General features: G+C 51.8%; 11 protein-coding genes and 2 pseudogenes. 9 read left to right on the top strand and 4 right to left on the bottom strand.

Going from position 1 to position 20,532, the window contains the following annotated elements; genetic code table 11:
* The first annotated feature begins 136 nt into the window (after positions 1–136).
* The 5 genes from M493_RS06710 (at position 137) to M493_RS06730 (ending at position 8,131) form a co-directional block, all read left to right on the top strand.
* Complete coding sequence (locus tag M493_RS06710) at positions 137–1,936, top strand: MotA/TolQ/ExbB proton channel family protein (RefSeq protein ID WP_235183464.1); 1,800 nt, start codon at positions 137–139, stop codon at positions 1,934–1,936.
* Positions 1,933–2,604, top strand: coding sequence for an OmpA/MotB family protein (locus M493_RS06715; RefSeq protein WP_020959543.1), 672 nt, complete (start codon positions 1,933–1,935; stop codon positions 2,602–2,604). Before M493_RS06710 ends, M493_RS06715 begins: the two co-directional genes overlap by 4 nt.
* Positions 2,604–3,884 carry an EH signature domain-containing protein gene (locus tag M493_RS06720; RefSeq protein WP_020959544.1) on the top strand — a complete coding sequence of 427 codons (1,281 nt, stop codon included), beginning with the start codon at positions 2,604–2,606 and terminating at the stop codon, positions 3,882–3,884. The genes M493_RS06715 and M493_RS06720 overlap by 1 nt, the downstream gene beginning before the upstream one ends.
* Entirely contained in the window at positions 3,874–6,453 is a 2,580-nt protein-coding gene (locus M493_RS06725; protein ID WP_235183452.1) for a DEAD/DEAH box helicase, read from the top strand. Before M493_RS06720 ends, M493_RS06725 begins: the two co-directional genes overlap by 11 nt.
* A gap of 244 nt (positions 6,454–6,697) precedes the next feature.
* Entirely contained in the window at positions 6,698–8,131 is a 1,434-nt protein-coding gene (locus M493_RS06730) for a site-specific DNA-methyltransferase (RefSeq protein WP_020959546.1), read from the top strand.
* A gap of 101 nt (positions 8,132–8,232) precedes the next feature.
* On the opposite strand, the gene M493_RS06735 is transcribed toward M493_RS06730, so the two are convergent.
* Both M493_RS06735 and M493_RS17570 read right to left on the bottom strand, forming a co-directional pair.
* On the bottom strand, positions 8,233–8,544 hold the full coding sequence (locus M493_RS06735) for a hypothetical protein (protein WP_020959547.1): 312 nt from the start codon (positions 8,542–8,544) through the stop codon (positions 8,233–8,235).
* Between the two features lie 186 nt (positions 8,545–8,730).
* Positions 8,731–9,062 (bottom strand): annotated as a pseudogene (locus M493_RS17570) (GABA permease); the annotation flags it as partial.
* A gap of 354 nt (positions 9,063–9,416) precedes the next feature.
* On the opposite strand from M493_RS17570, the gene M493_RS06750 reads away from it, so the two are divergent.
* Positions 9,417–11,012, top strand: a complete 1,596-nt coding sequence (locus tag M493_RS06750; RefSeq protein ID WP_020959548.1) for a PucR family transcriptional regulator — start codon at positions 9,417–9,419, stop codon at positions 11,010–11,012.
* 230 nt (positions 11,013–11,242) lie between these two features.
* Positions 11,243–12,595, top strand: a pseudogene (locus tag M493_RS06755) (aspartate aminotransferase family protein).
* 228 nt (positions 12,596–12,823) lie between these two features.
* Here the strand turns inward: M493_RS06755 and M493_RS06760 are convergent.
* Positions 12,824–13,393, bottom strand: coding sequence for a Uma2 family endonuclease (locus M493_RS06760; RefSeq protein WP_020959550.1), 570 nt, complete (start codon positions 13,391–13,393; stop codon positions 12,824–12,826).
* Positions 13,394–13,603: 210 nt separating this feature from the next.
* On the opposite strand from M493_RS06760, the gene M493_RS06765 reads away from it, so the two are divergent.
* On the top strand, positions 13,604–14,590 hold the full coding sequence (locus M493_RS06765; protein WP_020959551.1) for an NADPH:quinone oxidoreductase family protein: 987 nt from the start codon (positions 13,604–13,606) through the stop codon (positions 14,588–14,590).
* Between the two features lie 233 nt (positions 14,591–14,823).
* Here M493_RS06765 and M493_RS06770 read toward each other — a convergent pair whose 3' ends face one another.
* Positions 14,824–15,732: a LysR family transcriptional regulator gene (locus M493_RS06770; RefSeq protein ID WP_020959552.1), complete on the bottom strand. Its 909-nt coding sequence runs from the start codon at positions 15,730–15,732 to the stop codon at positions 14,824–14,826.
* A 126-nt stretch (positions 15,733–15,858) separates the two neighbouring features.
* Between M493_RS06770 and gltB the strand changes: the two genes are divergently transcribed.
* Positions 15,859–20,421 (top strand): glutamate synthase large subunit, encoded by a 4,563-nt coding sequence (gene gltB / locus M493_RS06775; RefSeq protein WP_020959553.1) that lies wholly within the window; start codon positions 15,859–15,861, stop codon positions 20,419–20,421.
* Positions 20,422–20,532 lie beyond the last annotated feature (111 nt).

Below are 20,532 nucleotides of genomic sequence, written 5' to 3' on the forward strand. Positions count from 1 at the left end.
TTTTGAGGCTCTGTTTTCCTCAATCAATAAGATTGGAAATAAAGGGTTTACTGATTTATTTCTTTATTTTCAGCTTGGTTTGTTTTTGGTGATGGCTGCCTGGCAGTTGATACGAATTCAAAGGGAAATCGCGGTGATGAACCAACTGAAGCCGAAGCTGCTCGAGTTAAACCGCTCCTTAGATGGAAGCGCCTACGAAATCGATCGAACCATTAATGATCTTTTTGCCCAAACGAAAAGGTCCAAGTATAAAGAGTTGTGGGAACGATATTACAATCGTGTTTCGCAAAAAAATGAGGACGAGCGCATCAATGTAGAACCATTTTTTGGGTTTGATGTAATGTATCATCATATGGGTTATCGAACGTTGATGGATATGGGGGCGGGCATCCATGTCAGCCTCGGTGTTCTTGGCACCTTCGTCGGTCTTTCGGTCGGATTGGCTGAGCTGCATATTGGCGATACAGAAGCGTTGCGGTCAGGGATTAGTAGTTTGCTAGACGGGATGAAAGTGGCTTTTTACACCTCTGTATGGGGCGTGCTGCTTTCATTGACGTGGACGATGTTTGACCGGTGGATTAGCGGTACGCTTGAGCGCAATATCGATTGGCATTCCGAGCGGCTTGACTTTTTGCTTAGTACGGACGATGAGGAACTATTTCTTAACCGTTTGGAAAAGTTATCGCGCAGTCAAGCCGATCATTTGAAAACGCTGTTAACCGATGCGCTCGAGAAGGCGATGCAGCCGATCGCCCTGTCGCTTCAGCAGTCGCACGGCAGCCTGCAGCGGGCGTTCGGCCAGCTCCATGACCAGTTCGCCCAGCTGCATGAAGGAATGGAGGCGCAGGCGAGGCTGCTCGAGTCGCAAATTGAGTTGACAAAAAATACAAGCGCTGATGTAACGAGCCGACTTGTTGATGAGATTACAGGTGGAACACAACAATCGATCGGGCGGTTTAGCGAGTTCGTCCAACAGTCGCAAGTGCTGCAAGCGGAAATGATGAAGACGATTGAAGCGTTCACGAGCCGTTTCGCTCATACGGAGGAGCGGCAGGCGATGACGCTTGAGCGGACGGAAAAGATGTTTGCGCAATTTGAAAAGATGGCTGGAGAACTTGAGCTGATGAAGGAGAGCTATCAAAAAACGGCAGGCATGATGAACGGATTAGGAGAAACGTTTTATCAGTTGCAGCAACTGACAAAAGATCAGTTCCCAATCCAACAAGAAGTGATGCGAAGCAATCAGCTATTGGCCGAGAAGTATGATGATTTGGCTGAACAGTTTACCCGCTTTAACGCACAAGTTGAAACACAGTATAGCCAGCTGCTCGAGCAGCTTGTCCATGCATCGTCCTCACTTTCGGCCTCGTTTCAAACGATGGCAAACAGGTTCGAGGAGTCACTCCGCATTCAAAAAGAATCGCTGCATGATTCGCAACAGCTGCTTGGCGATGTCCAGTCGGCTGTGGCGGCGCTGTCGCCGCTTGTTCCCGAGCTGCGTGAAACGTTCGACCGCGTCCGCGAGCTAAAGGAGCAGCTGCTTGATATGCAAGAGGCACAAAAAGAGCTTCTGCCAGAACTTGTGCAGCTCCGGACGCAAACAAAGGAAACGGTTGAGGAAGCGCTGCAGACGACAAAAGGGTATATGCATGAAATGACGGAGCAAATCGAGGCACTGCAACAAAACTGGGCGACAACAAAAGAACAATTGTCAAGAATCACCGATGCCCTTCACTTGTCGATGAAGGATTTCGCTGAAAATATTGACAATGGTTTAAGCAAAACGTATCAACATTTTGATGAGACATTGACTAAGGCGGTGCAGGAAGTGAGCGGGCTCGTTTATCAATTCAGTGAAGTGCAGGCGGATTTTATTGAGAATTTGGAAGACTTGGTGGACCATTTTGATAAATGGAAAGCAGGGGCTTCAACATGAAATATCGGAAACGGACGGAAGTCAATTATTGGATGTCCTATGCAGACTTAATGAGCGCCATGTTGATGGTGTTTGCTTTGTTGTTGACGTTTGTCATCCTGGATTACCGTGAACTGCTCGAAGAAAAAGAAAAGCAAATCGAAGAGGTTGTCAGCGTCAAAACGGAGATCATCCGGGCTTTGACCGAAGCGTTTAAGCAATCGAATATGGCGATTGAAATTGACCAGCAAACAGGGGCCATCCGCTTTCCCGGGAGCATTTTGTTTGAATCCGATTCGGCGGAAATCTCCCCGGAGGGGAAGGCGTTTTTGCAGCAATTTATTCCTAAGTATATGGGGATTTTATTGCAGGATCGTTTTCAAAATGAGATTTCAAGCATCATTATTGAGGGGCATACCGACCGGAATGGAACGTACATGTACAATATGTCTTTATCGCAGCGTCGGGCGTATGCCGTTTTAGAGTATATTTATAGCAAAGAGTTTCCGAACTTTAAAGAACGGGAGTTGTCGAAAAAATACATCACGGCAAATGGCCGAAGCTTCAGCAGCCCGTTGACAGATGCGACAGGTAAATATGACCCTGACCGTTCGCGGCGGGTCGAGTTTTTATTCCGCCTTAAGGACGATGAAGCCATTAAAGCCATCGAAAAGTTGGTGAACGAATAATGAAGTATGAGTACGAACCGGTGTTGCTGAAACGATGGCTGCGGGAAGCGCGCCCACCTCTTTTGAAACAAACGGTTGAATATAGCGCTGAGAAATATCAAGGTGTGCTTGAACGGTTGTCCGAGCAGTTCACGCAAATAGCCAATGCGCCGGTTTCGGCGTTTCAAGAGTGGGTACAACAGCTGTCGCGGCGCGAGAAGCTTCTTCTCCCAAACTTGTACAAAAAGGAGCTTCCCGACGAAATCAAAAAAGCGATGATCGAGTCCATTCAGCGCCATATCCAGCATGAGCGCCGCCTGTTCCGCGTGTTGGTTGATGTGATGTATGAAACGTGTGATTTGGACGAAATTTGGAAGCTTTTGCGTTACGCCTATGCTGCCCACATAGAGAAGATCGAAAAGCGGATGGAAAAAGAAAAAAGTGAAAAATGGCGGCGTTATTTGTTAAGCCGAGATCCGATTGTATATTTGGCGACAGAGGCGTATCAAAGTGAAAAAGGGATTTTAGACGAGCTAGAGACGTTTTATCTAACAAAAAACTTCCCGTTGTTTAAACTCGTGCTTATGGAAATTTTCCAGCTGGCTGACGAATCATTTTTTCTCAAGGAACAAAATTTATACCAGGACATCTTTGTTTCGGCAACAAATGAACAACAGCAAAAGATGGCGCACGCTCTAATTAAAAAGTGCAAGCTGAACCGCGTCAAGCCGCTTGGAAAACTGATTTTTGAAAAGCTGCAAACGTACCGGAGAAAGCCGATGCTCTGGAGATATGTCGGGGAGGAGGAAAAAAGTCGGTTTGCCCAGTGGATTATGAAACTGGAGCTGAAAGACTTTTTTGGCGGCGTCAATAAAAACCATGAACGGTTTCAATATTGGGAGAAGTTTATCCCGCAGCTTGAAGATGTCGTCGTGACCGATGAGCGCACGACGCTGATTATGTATTTCCGTGACGTTGTCATTATAGAAGTGCTTGGCACTGGGGCGGTGTACATCTATCGTGCCGACGTTTTTCAACGCCATTTTCAACCGAAAATTGACCGGATGCTCGCCGAACGGGAGCGGTTTGCCAACAAGGCATGGCTAAAAGCGCGGGAAGTAAGGCGGACCGAGCTGATGGATAGAAATTTGACAATTCCAGGCGGCTGGCTGCGCCATAATGGCGGATGGCAATGGAAGTTTGACGAATGGCTTCGCCGCGAACTCGGCTGGGAGGTAAAAAGGGATGTTCTTCTTCAAAAAGAAACAGAAAATGATGAAGGCTGTTTTGATGCCGACTGAAGATGGGGTTCATTTTTCGTTTCAACTGCACGACGGCAAAACTGTCACTGAGCTGAAGCTGCCTATGGCCAGAGAGGATATCGAAAAATATTATAAAGTGCAAGGATTTCAGCAGTATGTCGCTTGGGAGGAGCTGTACGACTCCGGCGTCCTTGCCGATTCGATCTTGCCGTATCATGAGTATTATAGATTGTTGGAAGACGAAGGCGCCAAAGAGGTGCTCCAATGTTTGGGGCTTCCTGTTGTTGAGGAGAAGGTAAGCGGAAAACTCTTGCTTCGTTCGCTGCCTAATGAAGCCGATTTAGTTCTGCAGCTATTCGATGCCAGCGGGCGCAACCTAGACCGGATTGGGAAGTCGGCGGGAGCGATGTATGGGTTGCCCGATCGTTTCCTACTGCTTCCGGAGCAGGTGTACCGTCTGAAACGTGCGCTTTTGGAACCGTATGAATCGGGGTATGAAAAAATCGGCATTTGTCAACAGCTGGCTAAGGAGGCGGGCATTCAGCTTGAAAACTTTTTGCAAACGGAGACGTACCATATTGTTGATACATATGATCTCGACATCGCCGTGCACCGACCTGACCATATCGAGCTCGTTGTAAAAGGAAGAACAGAGGAGGAGACGCGCCACCTTCAACAGTTGGAGAAGATCAGCAGTGTAAAGAAAGGCCATGCCCGAAGCCGGTTTATCAGCACCGCACGAGTCCATGCCGATATTGTCCATTTACAGCAAAAGCGGCATATTATGGGGGAAGAAGTACCGCTGTTTTTGGAAAATCCAGCCGCTGTTTTGCCTGAGCACGATTACTTACTTGATTTGGATCAGTTTTCAGAACGCGTTCGCGGCCTCATCCCGATTGAACGAGTGCGCCCTGTTTTTCATGAAGGGGCAGGAATGAAATGGTTCGATGAGGAAAGCGGTTTTGTGGTTCCATACGATGAGTCGTTTTTGCGCGAACTGATGGAAAATTATCCAGACCAACAATACGTTGAGTATAACGGCAAATGGATTTACTTAGATCCTTTATTGCGACGAAAGCTGCTGCAGCTGCCGAAAGATGCCGACGAAGCGTTGAAACGGCGGTATATTCTTGATATTAAAGATAATGAGGAAGAGCTTGAATACAAAATGGACAGCGCCCAAGCGGCGCCGTTCCGTCGTTATCCGCTCCCTTCCGAGCTGCAGGCGGAACTTTTTCCGCATCAAATTGAAGGGTTCGAATGGCTTTGCCACTTGGCGGAGCAAGGAAGAGGCGGCTTGCTGGCCGATGATATGGGGCTTGGCAAAACCATTCAAGTCATAGCGTTTTTGTTGCATCAAAAGGCTCGTGGGCAGCTGAGGCCGACGTTGATCGTCCTGCCAATCGCCCTTATCGAGAACTGGGTAGCGGAAATCGAAAAGTTTGCTCCAAGTCTGCTCGAGGGTTTGTATATCCATAAAGGGGGCGGGCGGCTGGCTTCGTCGCAGATTATTTCACAGTTTGATCTCGTTTTGACCAGTTACGATACACTGAAAATTGACCAGCTTTTGTTGGGGAAGATTGAATTCCAAGCGATTATTTGCGACGAAGCGCAAAACATCAAATCGCACGCCAGCCAACGGTCGCGCGCCATCCGCGCCATGCAAGGGCATTTTCGTCTGGCGATGACCGGCACGCCGGTTGAAAATAGCTTAGATGAGCTTTGGGCAATTATGGATTTCGTCCAGCCCGGTGTGTTAGGTTCGTTAAAAGAGTTTCGGTTCCGCTATGCGGAGACATCGGATTATAACTCGCTGCTTAAAGCCATTCAACCATACTATTTGCGGCGGACGAAGCAGCAAATTCTCGATGACCGCCTGCCTAAAAAACACCTTGTTCCGCCGATTTACGTCGAGGCGTCGTCAGTGCAGAAAAAGATTGTCCGGTCGATGTTGGCCACAAAAGAAAGTGGACAAGTCGCCATTTTGAATATGATCACAAGGCTGCGGCAGCTGTACGGCCATCCGGGAGCAGTCATCACCGACTATGAAAATCTCCCGGCTGCAGAGGTGCCGAAGTTGAAGGAGACGTTGCGCATCGTTGAAACGATTCGACAAAAGGGGGAGAAAGTGCTTATCTTTACAGAGTTTCGCAAGCTGCACTTTCTTTTGAAGCGAACATTCATGGAAAAATACGGAATTTCCGTTCCGGTAATTGATGGGGATACGAAAAATCGTCAATCGGTCATACAGCGTTTTAACGAAACAAAAGGTTTCGGCATTATGATTTTATCTCCGAAAGCGGCCGGTGTCGGCTTGACGATCACAAGTGCCAACCATGTCATTCATTATACACGCTGGTGGAATCCAGCCGTTGAAAACCAAGCGACCGACCGGGCGTATCGCATCGGTCAGCGGAAAGATGTATATGTTTACCATATTATCACTACGGATCGTTCCCATTTCCCGCAGGGAACAGTAGAAGAATTGATGCACGAACTGCTGGAAAGCAAACGCCATTTGGCCGAAAATGTCATCATCCCTTTTGACATGCGTGAGATCCAGCAAGCCATTGCCGAGAGAATGATGGAACAACGTCAACTCGTCTAGGGACAGCTTCTCTCCCGTCTTTGGAATCGCCCATCCGCCATGCCGCCTTCTCCCGCTCATTGGCTCGCCTTGTGTTCCGTGCTGCGCGCAACCGTGCACGGTCTGAAAACGGTCAAAAAACGGGGGCGGGGGTGTTTTCATGGCAAAAAGAAGGAAACCGGCGCGCCATGGCGAAATAATGGCAATAAGATTCGTCGATAAGAAGCACTGCGCTGGGAATGCGCGGGAAGAGAGGGGGCGTGCCATGGCAAATGCCGGCGGGAGAAGACCGGTGTCGGATGCTAGATTGGAGGCGATCAAAAAGCTTTTTCCTAAAGCGGTGGTAGAGGGGGGCCTCGATTGGAAGCTGCTGTGGGAAGAGCTTGGCGATAGGGGAGAGGAAACGTATGAGTTTATATGGCCGGGGAAGGCGGAGGCGAGGCGGCTCGCCGAAACGCCTGCGTCCGGGGTGCTGCGGCCCGACCGGGAAGCGAGCAAACAGTGGGAGACGACGAACAATTGGTATATTGAAGGGGACAATTTAGAAGTATTAAAGCTGCTGCGGACGTCGCATGCAGGGGCCATTCAAATGATTTACATCGACCCGCCGTACAACACCGGGAAAGTGCTGACGTATAAAGACCATTGGCGCCAAAAGAAAAACGCCCCGGCCCGGGGGCAGGGAGCGGACGAAGCGCGCGTTCATGCCGGATGGCTAAACATGATGTATCCGCGCCTTTTGGTGGCGCGGGAGCTGTTGGCAGAGACAGGGGCGATGTTTATTTCCATTGATGATACAGAACAGGCGAATTTGAAAAAAATGTGCGATGAACTGTTTGGCGAGCGGAATTTTGTCGCCACGTTCATTTGGCAGCGGGCGTTTTCGCCTGTGAACATGAACAAGTTCGCTTCGCGCAACCATGACTTCATCCTCTGTTACGCGAAAAATATCGACCGCCTGGCTTGGTACGGCTTGCCGCGCCATCCGGAAGCGGACGGGCGGTATGCCAATCCGGACAACGATCCGCGCGGGCCGTGGACGTCAGGCGATTTGTCGGTCGGTCCGCCGATTCCGGAAAAAATTTATGACATCGTGACCCCAGGCGGCCGGATTGTTTCGCCGCCCCATGGGTATTGTTGGCGGGTGACGAAAGAACGCTTCGCCGAACTGATGGAAGACAACCGCATTTGGTTTGGCAAAGACGGCAACGGGGTGCCGCGCCTGAAGCGGTTTTTGAGCGAAGTGAAGCCGACGGTGACACCGCTTACGATTTGGACGCATGATGAGGTGTCCCATTCGCAGGAGGCGAAAAAAGAGGTAAAGGAGCTGTTCGGCGGGCTGGCGGTGATGGATTACCCGAAGCCGGTGAAGCTCATTCAGCGCATGGTGGCGCTGACCACGAGAGATGACGACCTCATCCTCGACTTTTTTTCCGGCTCGGCGACAACGGCCCATGCGGTAATGCAGCAAAACGCTGAAGACGGCGGTCGGCGGTCGTTTCTCATGGTGCAGCTTCCCGAGCCGCTTGCGGAAACGTCAGCGGCACATGAAGCCGGATTTCGGACGATTTGCGACATCGGCCGCGAGCGCATTCGCCGCGCAGGGGAAAAAATCGTCCGTGAAAGCGGGAACACGAAGCTTGATATTGGCTTTCGCGTATTTCGGCTCGAAAAGAAATCAAAACAGCCCGCTCGCTAGGCGAACGGGCTGTTTCTCGATGAGGCTGATGAAAAGCGTTTTATAAAGCAGGCGTTGCGTCTATGTTCCGAACCCTTGATGTCCGTCGTTTCAGGCGCTTTTTACAACGACGCTGCAGCCCAGCGGTCGTCGATAAAGACGTCGTATTCGGCAGCAATCGTTTCTTTGAGCTCCGCCAAGGACGGAATGCCGTCGGTGAAGGTGTATGTGTCAAGGCGAATGAGCGAATACTCGTCGCCGGGGTCAAACACGATGGTGACAACTTCTTCTGTTCCGGCGTCCACCTGCCGGACGGCGTCGTGGCCTTCCGGTTCAACGAGCACGTTTTGGTATGTTTCGTGAATGACGTAGTATCCTTCCACTACTTGACCGGCAAATAACTGTTCCATGTCCATCAGTTCATGGACGATCATATTTAGTCCTCCTAGTTTGTGAAATTATTCTCAATGTCAGTATACAACGAAATGGCGGCGAAGGTAATAGGCGGCGACGGAAGTTTGAAAAGTTGTCACTTTTCTATGCGATGCCGGTTGGACGGGAAGGGCGGAACGTACAAAACGGGCGCCCGTGCCGACGGACGCCCGTTCATGTGATGGAGATCAATCTTTCGCTATTGTGGATGCCGCCGGCTCATAGGTTGGGTCGAGACGGCGCCTTGCAAAGGCGAAGTAGCAAACGATGACGACGGCGGTGATGAGCAAAGTCAACAGCAACTGCGACACCATTGAATCGATAAACAGCATTGAGGCGAGAATCACGAGCAATACAAGAATCGTAAAATAAGTCAAGTGTGGAAACAGCCACATTTTAATGAATCGCTGTTTTCGCGTTCGAGTTTTTTCCGCAGGCGGAGCTGCGAGACGGCGATGGCCAAATAGACGAGCAGGGCGATCGCTCCGGAAGAGTTGACGAGAAAGAGAAACACTTTGTCCGAATGGCTCCTGGTCCCGTTGAGTGAATGACCGCCCCGCTTCCGACAAACAGTCCGGCGCCGATCACCCCGGCGATGACGATCATGGCCATATGGCGCTCTTTCAATCCTTTTTGCAGACCGGAATGATTCATCCCCACTCCCCCTCCCAAAAGAGTTGAAATTTGTTGAATAGTATGACTATTATGTTGGTTTTAGTGTATATGGAAACGCTATCATGCGCATTGGACAAAGTGCCAGTAAAACTGGGATGGCGATTGGACAATTTGTCCATAGATCTTTTCACTATAGAAGGAATTGAACGACAATGTTTCGAATGTTTTTCCTTACTAAGGAAAGAGGGGAGAGGAGAAGATGGCGTACAGCTTTCCTCTTACGGTTGCCGATGTTTTGCGAAGAAAACATTTTGAAAAAGCGGTTGTTGCCGCTGGAAAAGACGGACTGTCAAGAATAGTCAAATGGGTGTATGTTGTCGAGGTGACGAAAATTAGCAATTTGTTGCGCGGCAAGGAGTTGATTTTGTCTACTGGTGTTGGGTGGCAGGAGGACGATTCACTCTTTTTGTCTTTGCTTCGCCAGCTTATTGAGTGCGACGCCTCAGGATTGTGCATCGAGCTTGGGACATATGCCTCGTCGATTCCGAAAGAGGCACTTGAACTGGCCGATCGGCACCACTTTCCGCTTATTCTCTTTCTTGAGGAAGTCCCGTTTGTGGAGATCACCCACGATATTCATACATATTTGATCAACCAGCAGTACAAGATGATTTCCCAGCTTGAATCTTATTCCCAAGAGCTGAATAAAAAGCTGCTGAACATCCACCACCATCGCGACATTTTGAAAGTTCTTCACCATTGTCTAGGCCATTATGTCGTGTTCAAAATGAACGGCGCGGAAGCCGAGTATGTTCCCGGCCGGACGAAGAGGGGAGACGAAACTGGTGTTCAGCCTGGGGCCAGCCTGCCGCCGGGTGCCGTTTCGAAACCGATTTCTTTGTTTGGCGCGGAATATGCGGAACTGGCTCTTCTTCCCGCCGGCCGAGATATCAATGAGTTTGATTTGCTGATTTTGGACCGCACGGCCACTGCTTTGGCGCAGCACTTGTTGCGGAATCTTTACGTGGAAGAAAGGCGGCGGACGGAAGAAAATGAATGGGTGAAGGGATGGATGGCAGGGGAGTATACGGACGAAGAGGTTTCGTCTTATTTGTTCGATCACTTCCCGTCTCTTCAAATCAACGGGGGCGCCGTGTGGGTGTGCAAAGCGGACGCGGCTGGCCAAAAAGGAAGCTTCGATTCGACGTACTTTAAACTGTTATGCCGGTCGGTGTTTGAGCAGCGCGGCTTTTTTCTCCTTTCAGCCGATATGGGGCGGCATTTGGCGTTTATCACGATCAACCAGCGGGATGAGGTGACGTGGAAAAGCCGGATGGAGGAAGGAATCGAGTGTCTTATGACGTCGGAGTTTGTCCAGGCAAAGCTTTCGAACTTGCAGGTCGGCGTCGGAACGTTTGTCCAATCCCTTTCGGCGATGAAAAAAAGTTATGCGGCTGCGCTCGAGGCGCTGAAAATTCGCAGCCGGGTGAAGAAGGAACCGGTCAGTCTGTTTTACGATGATCTTCACTTGTACCGAATGATCACGGTGCTCGATAAATATAGCAATCTTCGTGAAATGGTGGACCGCTGTTTAGGCCCGATTGTCGAGCATGACCGGAAACATAACGGAAAACTGCTTGAAACGCTCAAAGTATATTTGCAGTGCAACGGCTCAAAACAAGAAACGGCTAAGAGGCTGTTTATCGTCCGGCAGACGTTGTATCACCGCATTGAAAAGCTAGAAAGCTTCCTTGGCGCCGACTTTATGGAAGCGGACAAGCGGTTGGCTCTTGAGTTGATGCTTAAGGCGTACGACTACTTAATGGATGGTGGTGGGGGGGTGCATGGGTGGTGAAGGGCCTTTCTTGAAGCTGAGTAAAGGCTGCTGAACGCGGATGGACGTGAGAAATTCGCTCTGGAGCCTTGGCGGCAATTTGCCGACGACGGTTTGGCTCGACAGTGATAGTCAAACTGTAGAACGGGTGTGACCGTGATTTTTACAGTTTGTCTAATGAACTGTGCGGCGGGATGAGCGATAATGGCTGTAACATAGAACGATTTCTAGTGGAAGGGAGCCAAGCGGCGATGAAAACGGAACAAACCCACCAACTGTGGCTCGACAAAGATGACCGATACATTTGGCATTCGATGAAACCGTACAACCCGAACGCCACGCTCGTAGCAGCTGAGGCGAAAGGGTGCTGGGTGACCGATGCGGCCGGGAACAAATATTTGGATGCGATGGCGGGACTTTGGTGCGTCAACGTCGGCTACGGGCGCGAGGAGCTTGCCGAAGCGGCGCATGAGCAGTTGAAGACGCTGGCATATTTCCCGTTGACGCAAAGCCACCTGCCGGCCATCGAGCTCGGGGAAAAGCTCAACGAACTGTTGGGCGATGAGTATGTGATTTTCTTTTCCAACAGCGGGTCGGAAGCAAACGAAACGGCGTTTAAAATCGCCCGCCAATACCATCAGCAGCGCGGGGAGCATCACCGGTACAAAATCATTTCCCGCTACCGGGCGTACCACGGCAACTCGATGGGGGCGCTCTCGGCGACCGGGCAGGCGCAGCGGAAATACAAATACGAACCGCTCGCGCCGGGCTTTATCCATGTGCCGCCGCCGGATGTGTACCGCGACCCCGATTCAGCCGAAAATCCGCGCCAGCTGCGGGCGGTGAAAGCCATTGACGACGCCATGACGTGGGAATTGAGCGAAACGGTCGCGGCGGTCATTATGGAGCCGATCATCACCGGCGGCGGCGTGCTCATTCCTCCGGACGGGTATATGAAAGCGGTCCAAGAAGTATGTGAAAAGCACGGCGCCTTGCTTATTGTCGATGAAGTCATTTGCGGTTTCGGCCGGACGGGAACAGCGTTCGGATTTCAAAACTACGGCGTCAAGCCGGACATCATCACGATGGCGAAAGGGATTACCAGTGCGTATTTGCCGCTGGCGGCAACGGCGGTGCGGAAGGAGATTTATGAAGCGTTCAAAGGAACAGGGGAATACGACTATTTCCGCCATGTCAATACATTTGGCGGCCATCCGGCTTCGTGCGCTGTAGCGCTGAAAAACATCGAGATCATGGAGACGGAGCGGCTGTTTGACCGCTCGCGCGAGGCCGGCGAATGGCTGCTTGATGAGCTGAAAACGAAGCTGACCGGCCATCCATACGTCGGTGATGTGCGCGGCAAAGGGCTGCTTGTCGGCATTGAGCTTGTCGCTGACAAAGCGACGAAAGAGCCGCTCGATATGTCGCTTGTCAATCAAGTGATCCATTGATGCAAGGAGAACGGCCTCATTATCGGCAAAAACGGAACGACGGTCGCGGGATACAACAACGTGCTCACCTTATCGCCGCCGCTTTGCATCACGGGTGATGAACTTTCGTTTGTGGTCCGCGTCTTGACCGAGGCGCTAGCGGCCATTCAATAAGAAGAACGACAAACGTCAGCCGGATCGACAGGCTGGCGTTTTGTTTGCTTTTGCGCGGCCATTCGGAAACACATCGAAGCAGGTGGTTATTGCGAGGGCTGAACGTTCTTTCGCCTGTGCGATGGTGCTTCGGGATGGGGGATTCTTAGGAGCGTCTGCCCGATCATCGATTTCTGTGTGTTTGACGCAAGACTGATGATGAGTATGTCATGCTGAACAAGGGTTGTTTTACCCCCATTCCAATACATGCGCTAATGGAATCGCTAAGTCTTGAAATTGTGCGGAATGCAATGTGTCTTGTTGTCCGTATGTGGCATGTCGTTGATATGCACCTTCGTGCAAATAGTACACATGAATCATTTTATTGGCCGTATCAACGATCCAATATTCCGCAATGCCATAGTATTGGTAAATGTAAAATTTTTCGTTGTAATCTTTTAAAGCGGTTGAAGGTGATAAGACTTCAACAACCAGTGCAGGCGCTCCGTAACACCCTTTTTTGACAATTTGTTTTTTATTGCAAATGACGGCAAGATCAGGTTGGACAATGTCATCAGGGGTTTCATATGTTTCCTTTTTGCTAAGGAATACATCAAACGGCGCCATAAAGACATAACAATGTTTGTTTTGGAAAAAATGGCGCAAAGCAAAATACAATTCTCCGACTGCAAATTGATGTTCCGAAGTTGGAGCAGGCGTCATATTATACGCTTTTCCATTTATAAGTTCCCAGCGGCCTTCCCACGTTTCCCAGTCAGCATACGTGTAAATTTTGTTCGAATCAGGGATATTGCCCATTGTTCCACCCTCTTTCATTTTAAAGGTACGCTTGTTTACAGTTTAGCAAAAGAAATCAAGGAAGTGTAGGGAGGACTTTCTTTAGACGTTTATTCATCGCCCGCTTACGCTCATAAGTGGAAGTGAAGGTCTTTTTGGTTCAGAAAGGAATGTGGCGTTTGTTTGTCGAATGACATGGGTGAAGAATGTATAGGGAAAGGGAGAAAACTGATGTCCGCATTTCAAGCGTTTGTCGTCAACAAAACCGAAACAGAGTTTACTGCCGGCGTGCAGACGATTTCCATGGATGATTTGCCGGAAGGGGACGTCGTTGTCCGCGTCCGTTATTCGAGCGTCAACTACAAAGACGGATTGGCATCGATTCCGGACGGCAAAATTGTGAAAACGTATCCGTTTGTGCCCGGGATTGATTTGGCCGGGACCGTCGTTTCCTCAAACGATGCGCGGTTTCGTGAAGGGGATGAGGTGATTGCGACCGGCTATGAAATTGGCGTCACTCATTTTGGCGGCTACAGCGAGTACGCCCGGCTGCATGGCGATTGGCTCGTGCCGCTGCCGAAAGGGTTGACGTTGAAAGAAGCCATGGCGATCGGGACGGCTGGGTTCACGGCGGCGTTGTCCATCCACCGGCTTGAGGAGCACGGGCTGACGCCGGAGCGCGGGCCGGTGCTTGTCACGGGGGCGACGGGCGGCGTCGGCAGCTTGGCCGTGTCGATGCTCGCTAGGCGCGGCTATACGGTGGAAGCAAGCACAGGCAAAGCGGCGGAGCATGATTATTTGCGCGCCCTTGGCGCCAAGGAAGTGTTGGCGCGGGAAGACGTCACGGCCGAGCGCATCCGCCCGCTCGATAAGCAACGCTGGGCGGCGGCGGTCGATCCGGTCGGCGGCCGGACGCTGGCGACGGTGTTAAGCCGCATCCGCTACGGCGGGGCGGTGGCGGTGAGCGGGTTGACTGGCGGCGTGGACGTGCCGACAACGGTTCATCCGTTCATTTTGCGCGGCGTCAGCTTGCTTGGCATCGACTCCGTCTATTGCCCGATGGAGCTGCGCCTCCGCATTTGGGAGCGGTTGGCCGGCGACTTAAAGCCGGATTTGGAGCGAATTGCCCACGAAATTGCGCTTCACGAACTGCCGCAGGCGCTCGAACGCATTTTGCGCGGCGAGCTGTGCGGCCGGGCGGTCGTGCGGCTTATTTAGCCGAAAAGAACGAATTTTCTCTTGCCCGAGATGGCACGGTCTTAAGACTGCTGTATGGCAAACATGTGCCGGCGTTCGCCGACAAGCGGGAAACTGACGAGCGGAACCGACGGCCCCATTCGGTGAAGCGACAGCCGGCCTGAACGGACCAACCGGAAATAGCTGTTTGGAGAAGCAGAAAAGGGAGAAGGGGCGAACATAGCCTCTGTCTCCCTTTTTGCTTTTGGAGCCGGTTATCCAAGCTGATACCGCTCCAGCTCCGCGAAAAAGTCTTTCACAAATCGGTAAAACACTTTCACGGACGGGGCAAGCTCGTGGTGGTCGGAAATGATAATGCCGACGTTGCGTTTTACTTGCGGCATTTCGATCGGCACTTTGGCGGCGTAGCGAAGAAGGCTTTCCGACAAGGCGCTTTCCGGCAGGAGAGTGACGCCGATGCCGGCCGAGACCAATCCCTTAATCGCGTCAAGGTCCTCGCCTTCCGATGAGATGTTTGGGGAAAAACCGGCCTGATGGCAGGCGTCGATCAAAATTTGATGCAAAATGTATCCTTTTGGAAACGTCACAAATGGATCATGGCGCAGTTCGTTCAATACGATCCGGTCGCGGCGGGCGAGCGGATGGCTGCTCGGCAGAAGGGCGGCAAACGGTTCGGAAAACAAAATCTCTCCTTTAATGCCGATTTCACGCGCCGGAATCGGCCCGAGAAAGGCGAGGTCGATCTCCCGTTTTTTCACTGCTTCGATTAAATAATGATACGACCCTTGGCGAAGATGGAACGAGACGTTCGGGTGCTCCGCTTTAAAGGCGGAAATGACCATCGGCATCATATGGCTGGCGAGGCTTGTCGGGAAGCCGATTTTAATCGTCCCGCGCTCCGGGTCCAAATATTCTTCGATTTGTTGCTTCGCATCCTCGACCGCCTTCAGCACCGCTTCCGCGTGCGGCAAAAAGTGGCGGCCGATCGGGGTGAGCTTGACGTTTCGCCCTTCCCGTTCAAACAGCTGGACGCCGAGCTCGGCTTCGAGGTTGGCAATTTGCCGGCTGATCGCCGACTGGGCGACATGGAGCGCATCGGCCGCTTCGGAGACGTGCTCGCGTTTGGCTACTTCGACGAAGTATTGCAGCTGTCTTAATTCCATTTTTTCCACCCCTTTCCCTTTTATCGAAAAATGAGATTGATTTCATCTAAATTATATATTGTTTATATTAATCTTGAAAACTACAATAAATATTACAGACAATTCGGAACGGGAGGGGAAGGCAGCATGAAACACTACGGATTACCGAAAGCACAAGGGCTATATCGGCCGGAATTTGAACATGATGCATGCGGGATCGGGTTTTATGCGCATTTGAAAGGAAAACCGTCACACGATATTATCGAAAAAGCGCTCCATATGCTTTGTCAGCTCGAGCATCGCGGCGGGCAAGGAAGCGATCCGGAAACGGGCGATGGCGCGGGCATTATGACGCAAATTCCGCACGAATACTTTCAAGCGGTGTGCGGCGAAATGAACTTGCCGGAAACGGGTCGCTACGGGGTCGGAATGTTCTTTTTGCCGGAAGATGAGGAAAAGCGGGCGTACTATGAAGAGAAGGTAAACGAACTGATCGCCAAGGAAGGGCAGCGCCTGCTCGGCTGGCGGACCGTGCCGGTTGACAACGACAAACTCGGCAAACTGGCGCGGCAAAGCAAGCCGTTCATCCGCCAAGTGTTTGTCGCCCCTAGTGATGATGTTGTCGATGAATTGGCATTTGAACGGAAATTGTACGTCATTCGCAAACAGTTTGAAAAATGCGTGGACAACAACGAGTGCTACGTAGCGAGCTTCTCGAGTCGGACGATCGTCTATAAAGGGTTGCTGACGCCGGAACAAATGGACGCCTTTTATTTGGATTTGCAAGATGAACGGTTCCGTTCGGCGTTTGCCCTCGTGCATTCGCGCTTCAGCACGAACACGTTCCCGAGTTGGGAGCGGGCCCATCCGAACCGCTATTTGATCCATAACGGTGAAATCAACACGCTGCGCGGCAATGTTAACTGGATGGCAGCGCGTGAGAAACAGTTTGTTTCGGAAGCGTTCGGCGATGACTTGGAAAAAGTGACGCCGATTTTAGATACAAACGGCAGCGACTCGTCCATTTTGGACAATGCGTTCGAATTTTTCGTTTTGGCGGGCAGAAAGCCGGCTCATGTCGCCATGATGCTCATTCCGGAACCGTGGTTTTGGGATGAACAGATGGATGACGCGAAAAAAGCGTTTTACGAATACCATAGCTGTTTAATGGAGCCTTGGGACGGCCCGACGGCGATTTCGTTCACGGACGGCAAGCAAATCGGTGCCATTTTGGATCGGAACGGGTTGCGTCCGGCTCGCTATTATGTGACGAAAGACGACTACATTATTTTCTCGTCCGAAGTCGGCGTGATTGATGTCGATGCGAACAACATTTTATATAAAGAGCGGCTGAGCCCGGGGAAAATGCTTTTGGTTGACCTCGAGCAAGGGCGGATCATTTCCGATCAAGAAATTAAGGAGGAAATGGCCCAAGAACAGCCGTATCGTCAATGGATCAATGAGCAGATGATCACGCTTGACAACCTGGACGTTCCGGAGGATGTCGAAGCGCCGAAGCAGCTCATAAAATTGCAAAAGGCGTTCGGCTACACGTTTGAAGATGTGGAAAAAATGATTTTGCCGATGGCGACGGAAGGGAAAGACCCAACGGGCGCGATGGGCATGGATGCGCCGTTGGCGGTGCTGTCCGAGCGGCCACAAAGCTTGTTCAACTACTTTAAGCAGTTGTTTGCCCAGGTCACCAACCCGCCGATTGATGCCATCCGTGAATACGTCGTCACCTCAACGATGACACTGCTCGGCAAAGAAGGGAACATTTTGCATCCGGACGCCAAAGCGGCGCGTCGCATTCGCCTTGAGACACCGCTGTTGACGAATGAACAACTCGCGGCATTAAAGGCGAATCCGCACCCGGAGTTTGCGTGCGCTGTGTTGCCGACGCTGTTTGCTGACGATTTGAAATCGGCACTCGATGAGCTGTTTGCCAAAGCGGATGAAGCGGTTGAAAACGGGGCGACGCTTCTCGTTCTCTCGGATCGCGGCGTTGATGAAACGCACGTGGCGATTCCGGTGCTGCTTGCGGTGAGCGGGCTTCATCAGCACCTTATCCGCAACGGGACGCGGACGAACGTCAGCCTGCTTGTGGAAAGCGGCGAAGCGCGCGAAGTGCACCATTTTGCGGCGCTTATCGGCTACGGAGCTGACGCCATCAACCCGTATTTGGCGCTTGAGACGATCCGCCAAGCGTCAGAAAACGGCACGATCGCCTTGTCTTATCGTGAAGCGGTGAAAACGTATATGAAAGCCGCTGTTGACGGCGTTGTGAAAGTGATGTCGAAAATGGGCATTTCAACGGTACAAAGCTACCGCGGTGCCCAAATTTTTGAAGCGGTCGGCATTGGAACAGATGTCATCGATCAGTATTTCACTGGTACGGCGTCGCAAATTAGCGGCATCGGGCTTGAAGAGATTGCGAAAGAGGCGAAAATGCGCCATGAAGCCGCATTCGGCGCGCGGCATGAAGACGATGTGCTCGATACCGGCAGCGAGTTGCAATGGCGGCGCAACGGCGAGCACCATGCGTTCAATCCGCAGACGATTCATTTGCTGCAATGGGCGTGCCGGAAAAACGACTACAATTTGTATAAACAATATTCAAAACTAGCGAATGAAGAGCGTTTGACGTTCTTGCGCAACTTGTTTGACTTTAACTCGAACCGGAAGCCGGTGCCGATTGACGAAGTCGAACCGGTTGAGTCGATCGTTCGCCGCTTTAAAACCGGGGCGATGTCGTTCGGCTCGATCAGCCAAGAGGCGCATGAGACGTTAGCCATCGCCATGAACCGGATCGGTGGAAAAAGCAATAGCGGCGAGGGCGGCGAAGATCCAGCCCGCTATGTGAAAGATGAAAACGGCGACTGGCGCCGCAGCGCGATTAAACAAGTCGCATCCGGGCGATTTGGCGTGAAAAGCCATTATTTAGTTAATGCCGATGAATTGCAGATCAAAATGGCGCAAGGGGCAAAACCGGGCGAAGGCGGTCAGCTTCCGGCCAACAAAGTGTACCCGTGGGTCGGGAAAGTGCGCGGTTCGACGCCGGGAGTCGAGCTCATTTCCCCGCCGCCGCATCACGATATTTATTCGATCGAAGACTTGGCCCAGTTGATTTACGATTTGAAAAACGCCAACAAAGACGCGCGCATTAGCGTCAAGCTTGTCGCCAAAGCAGGCGTCGGCACGATCGCCGCTGGCGTAGCGAAAGGGAACGCCGATGTCATCGTCATCAGCGGGTATGACGGCGGTACGGGTGCTTCGCCGAAAACGAGCATTAAACATGCCGGTCTGCCATGGGAACTTGGCTTAGCGGAGACGCATCAAACATTAATGCTCAACAGCTTGCGTGACCGCGTTATTTTGGAGACCGATGGCAAGCTCTTGACCGGCCGCGATGTCGTAATGGCCGCTCTATTTGGCGCTGAAGAATTCGGGTTTGCGACAGCTCCGCTTGTCGTCTTAGGCTGCGTTATGATGCGCGTCTGCCATTTGGATACGTGTCCGGTCGGTGTGGCGACGCAAAATCCGGAGCTGCGCAAAAAATTCACTGGGAAGCCAGAGTATGTTGTCAACTTTATGTACTTTATTGCTCAAGAAGTGCGGGAAATTATGGCGGAACTTGGCTTCCGTACGATCGATGAGATGGTCGGCCGCGTTGACGTCTTGAAAGTGAGCGAGCGGGCAAAAACGCACTGGAAAGCGAAACATCTTGACTTGTCCCGTCTCTTGTACCAAGTCGATGGCCCGCGCACTTGCAGCAAAGGACAAAACCATCGAATGGAAGAGACGCTCGACTATACGGAAATTTTGCCTGCGGTGCAACCAGCGCTTGAGCGGCAGGAACCCGTTGAACTCGAGCTTGCGATCCGCAACGTTCACCGTACGGTTGGAGCGATGACGGGCAGCGAAATTTCGAAGCGCTACGGCGAGGAAGGGCTGCCGGAAGATACGATCCGCCTCTATTTCACCGGGTCGGCCGGGCAGAGTTTTGCGGCGTTTGTGCCAAAAGGGATGACGCTCGAGCTTGTCGGTGATGCGAACGATTACGTCGGCAAAGGGCTTTCCGGCGGAAAAGTGATCGTCCGTCCGCCGCATGAAGCGCCGTTTGCCGCCGCAGACAACGTCATTATCGGCAACGTGGCGTTTTACGGGGCTACAAGCGGGGAGGCATACATTCGCGGCCGTGCCGGCGAGCGATTCTGTGTCCGCAACAGCGGCGTCCATGCTGTTGTTGAAGGCGTCGGCGATCATGGCTGTGAATATATGACCGGCGGCCGTGTCGTCATTCTCGGTTCGGTCGGCAAAAACTTCGCTGCTGGTATGTCTGGAGGGATCGCTTACGTGTTGGCGGACGATGACAGCTGGAAAGAAACGGCTAACGGCGAGCTCGTTTCGTTTGAGCCGCTCGCAGATGAAGCCGAGATTTTGGAAGTGCGCCGGATGATCGAAAACCATTACCGGTATACAGGAAGCCCGCGGGCCGCGTTGGTGCTTGATGAGTGGGATGCTTACGTCCGCCGGTTCGTCAAAGTCATTCCGCGAAACTATAGACTGATGGTCGAAACGATTGAAACGCTTGAACAGTCCGGACTTTCGTATGAGGAAGCCGTCATGGTGGCGTTTGAAACGGTGGCGAAACAGAAAAAAGCGGCGGCTGTCGGCGGCGCCCATCAGCTGCAAGCGGTAGCGAAGTAACGCCGTAGTCTGCGGGCGGCTGCCAAGCAACGGCGCCGCTTTAGCCCCGCGGCCTCGCGGGGCTCGCTTTTTGATCGCCCAAACAGGCGGGAAGGACGCATGAGAGAAGAG

The organism is Geobacillus genomosp. 3, from assembly GCF_000445995.2.
Taxonomy (GTDB): Bacteria; Bacillota; Bacilli; order Bacillales; family Anoxybacillaceae; genus Geobacillus.

Excerpts from the sequence above, each read along its gene's own strand:
- M493_RS06770 (WP_020959552.1), bottom strand. The coding sequence starts at position 15,732 with ATGGAATTAAGACAGCTGCAATACTTCGTCGAAGTAGCCAAACGCGAG.
- M493_RS06710 (WP_235183464.1), top strand. The coding sequence starts at position 137 with ATGAACCAACTGAAGCCGAAGCTGCTCGAGTTAAACCGCTCCTTAGAT.
- M493_RS06730 (WP_020959546.1), top strand. The coding sequence starts at position 6,698 with ATGGCAAATGCCGGCGGGAGAAGACCGGTGTCGGATGCTAGATTGGAG.
- gltB (WP_020959553.1), top strand. The coding sequence starts at position 15,859 with ATGAAACACTACGGATTACCGAAAGCACAAGGGCTATATCGGCCGGAA.
- M493_RS06725 (WP_235183452.1), top strand. The coding sequence starts at position 3,874 with ATGCCGACTGAAGATGGGGTTCATTTTTCGTTTCAACTGCACGACGGC.
- M493_RS06735 (WP_020959547.1), bottom strand. The coding sequence starts at position 8,544 with ATGATCGTCCATGAACTGATGGACATGGAACAGTTATTTGCCGGTCAA.
- M493_RS06760 (WP_020959550.1), bottom strand. The coding sequence starts at position 13,393 with ATGGGCAATATCCCTGATTCGAACAAAATTTACACGTATGCTGACTGG.
- M493_RS06715 (WP_020959543.1), top strand. The coding sequence starts at position 1,933 with ATGAAATATCGGAAACGGACGGAAGTCAATTATTGGATGTCCTATGCA.
- M493_RS06750 (WP_020959548.1), top strand. The coding sequence starts at position 9,417 with ATGGCGTACAGCTTTCCTCTTACGGTTGCCGATGTTTTGCGAAGAAAA.
- M493_RS06720 (WP_020959544.1), top strand. The coding sequence starts at position 2,604 with ATGAAGTATGAGTACGAACCGGTGTTGCTGAAACGATGGCTGCGGGAA.
- M493_RS06765 (WP_020959551.1), top strand. The coding sequence starts at position 13,604 with ATGTCCGCATTTCAAGCGTTTGTCGTCAACAAAACCGAAACAGAGTTT.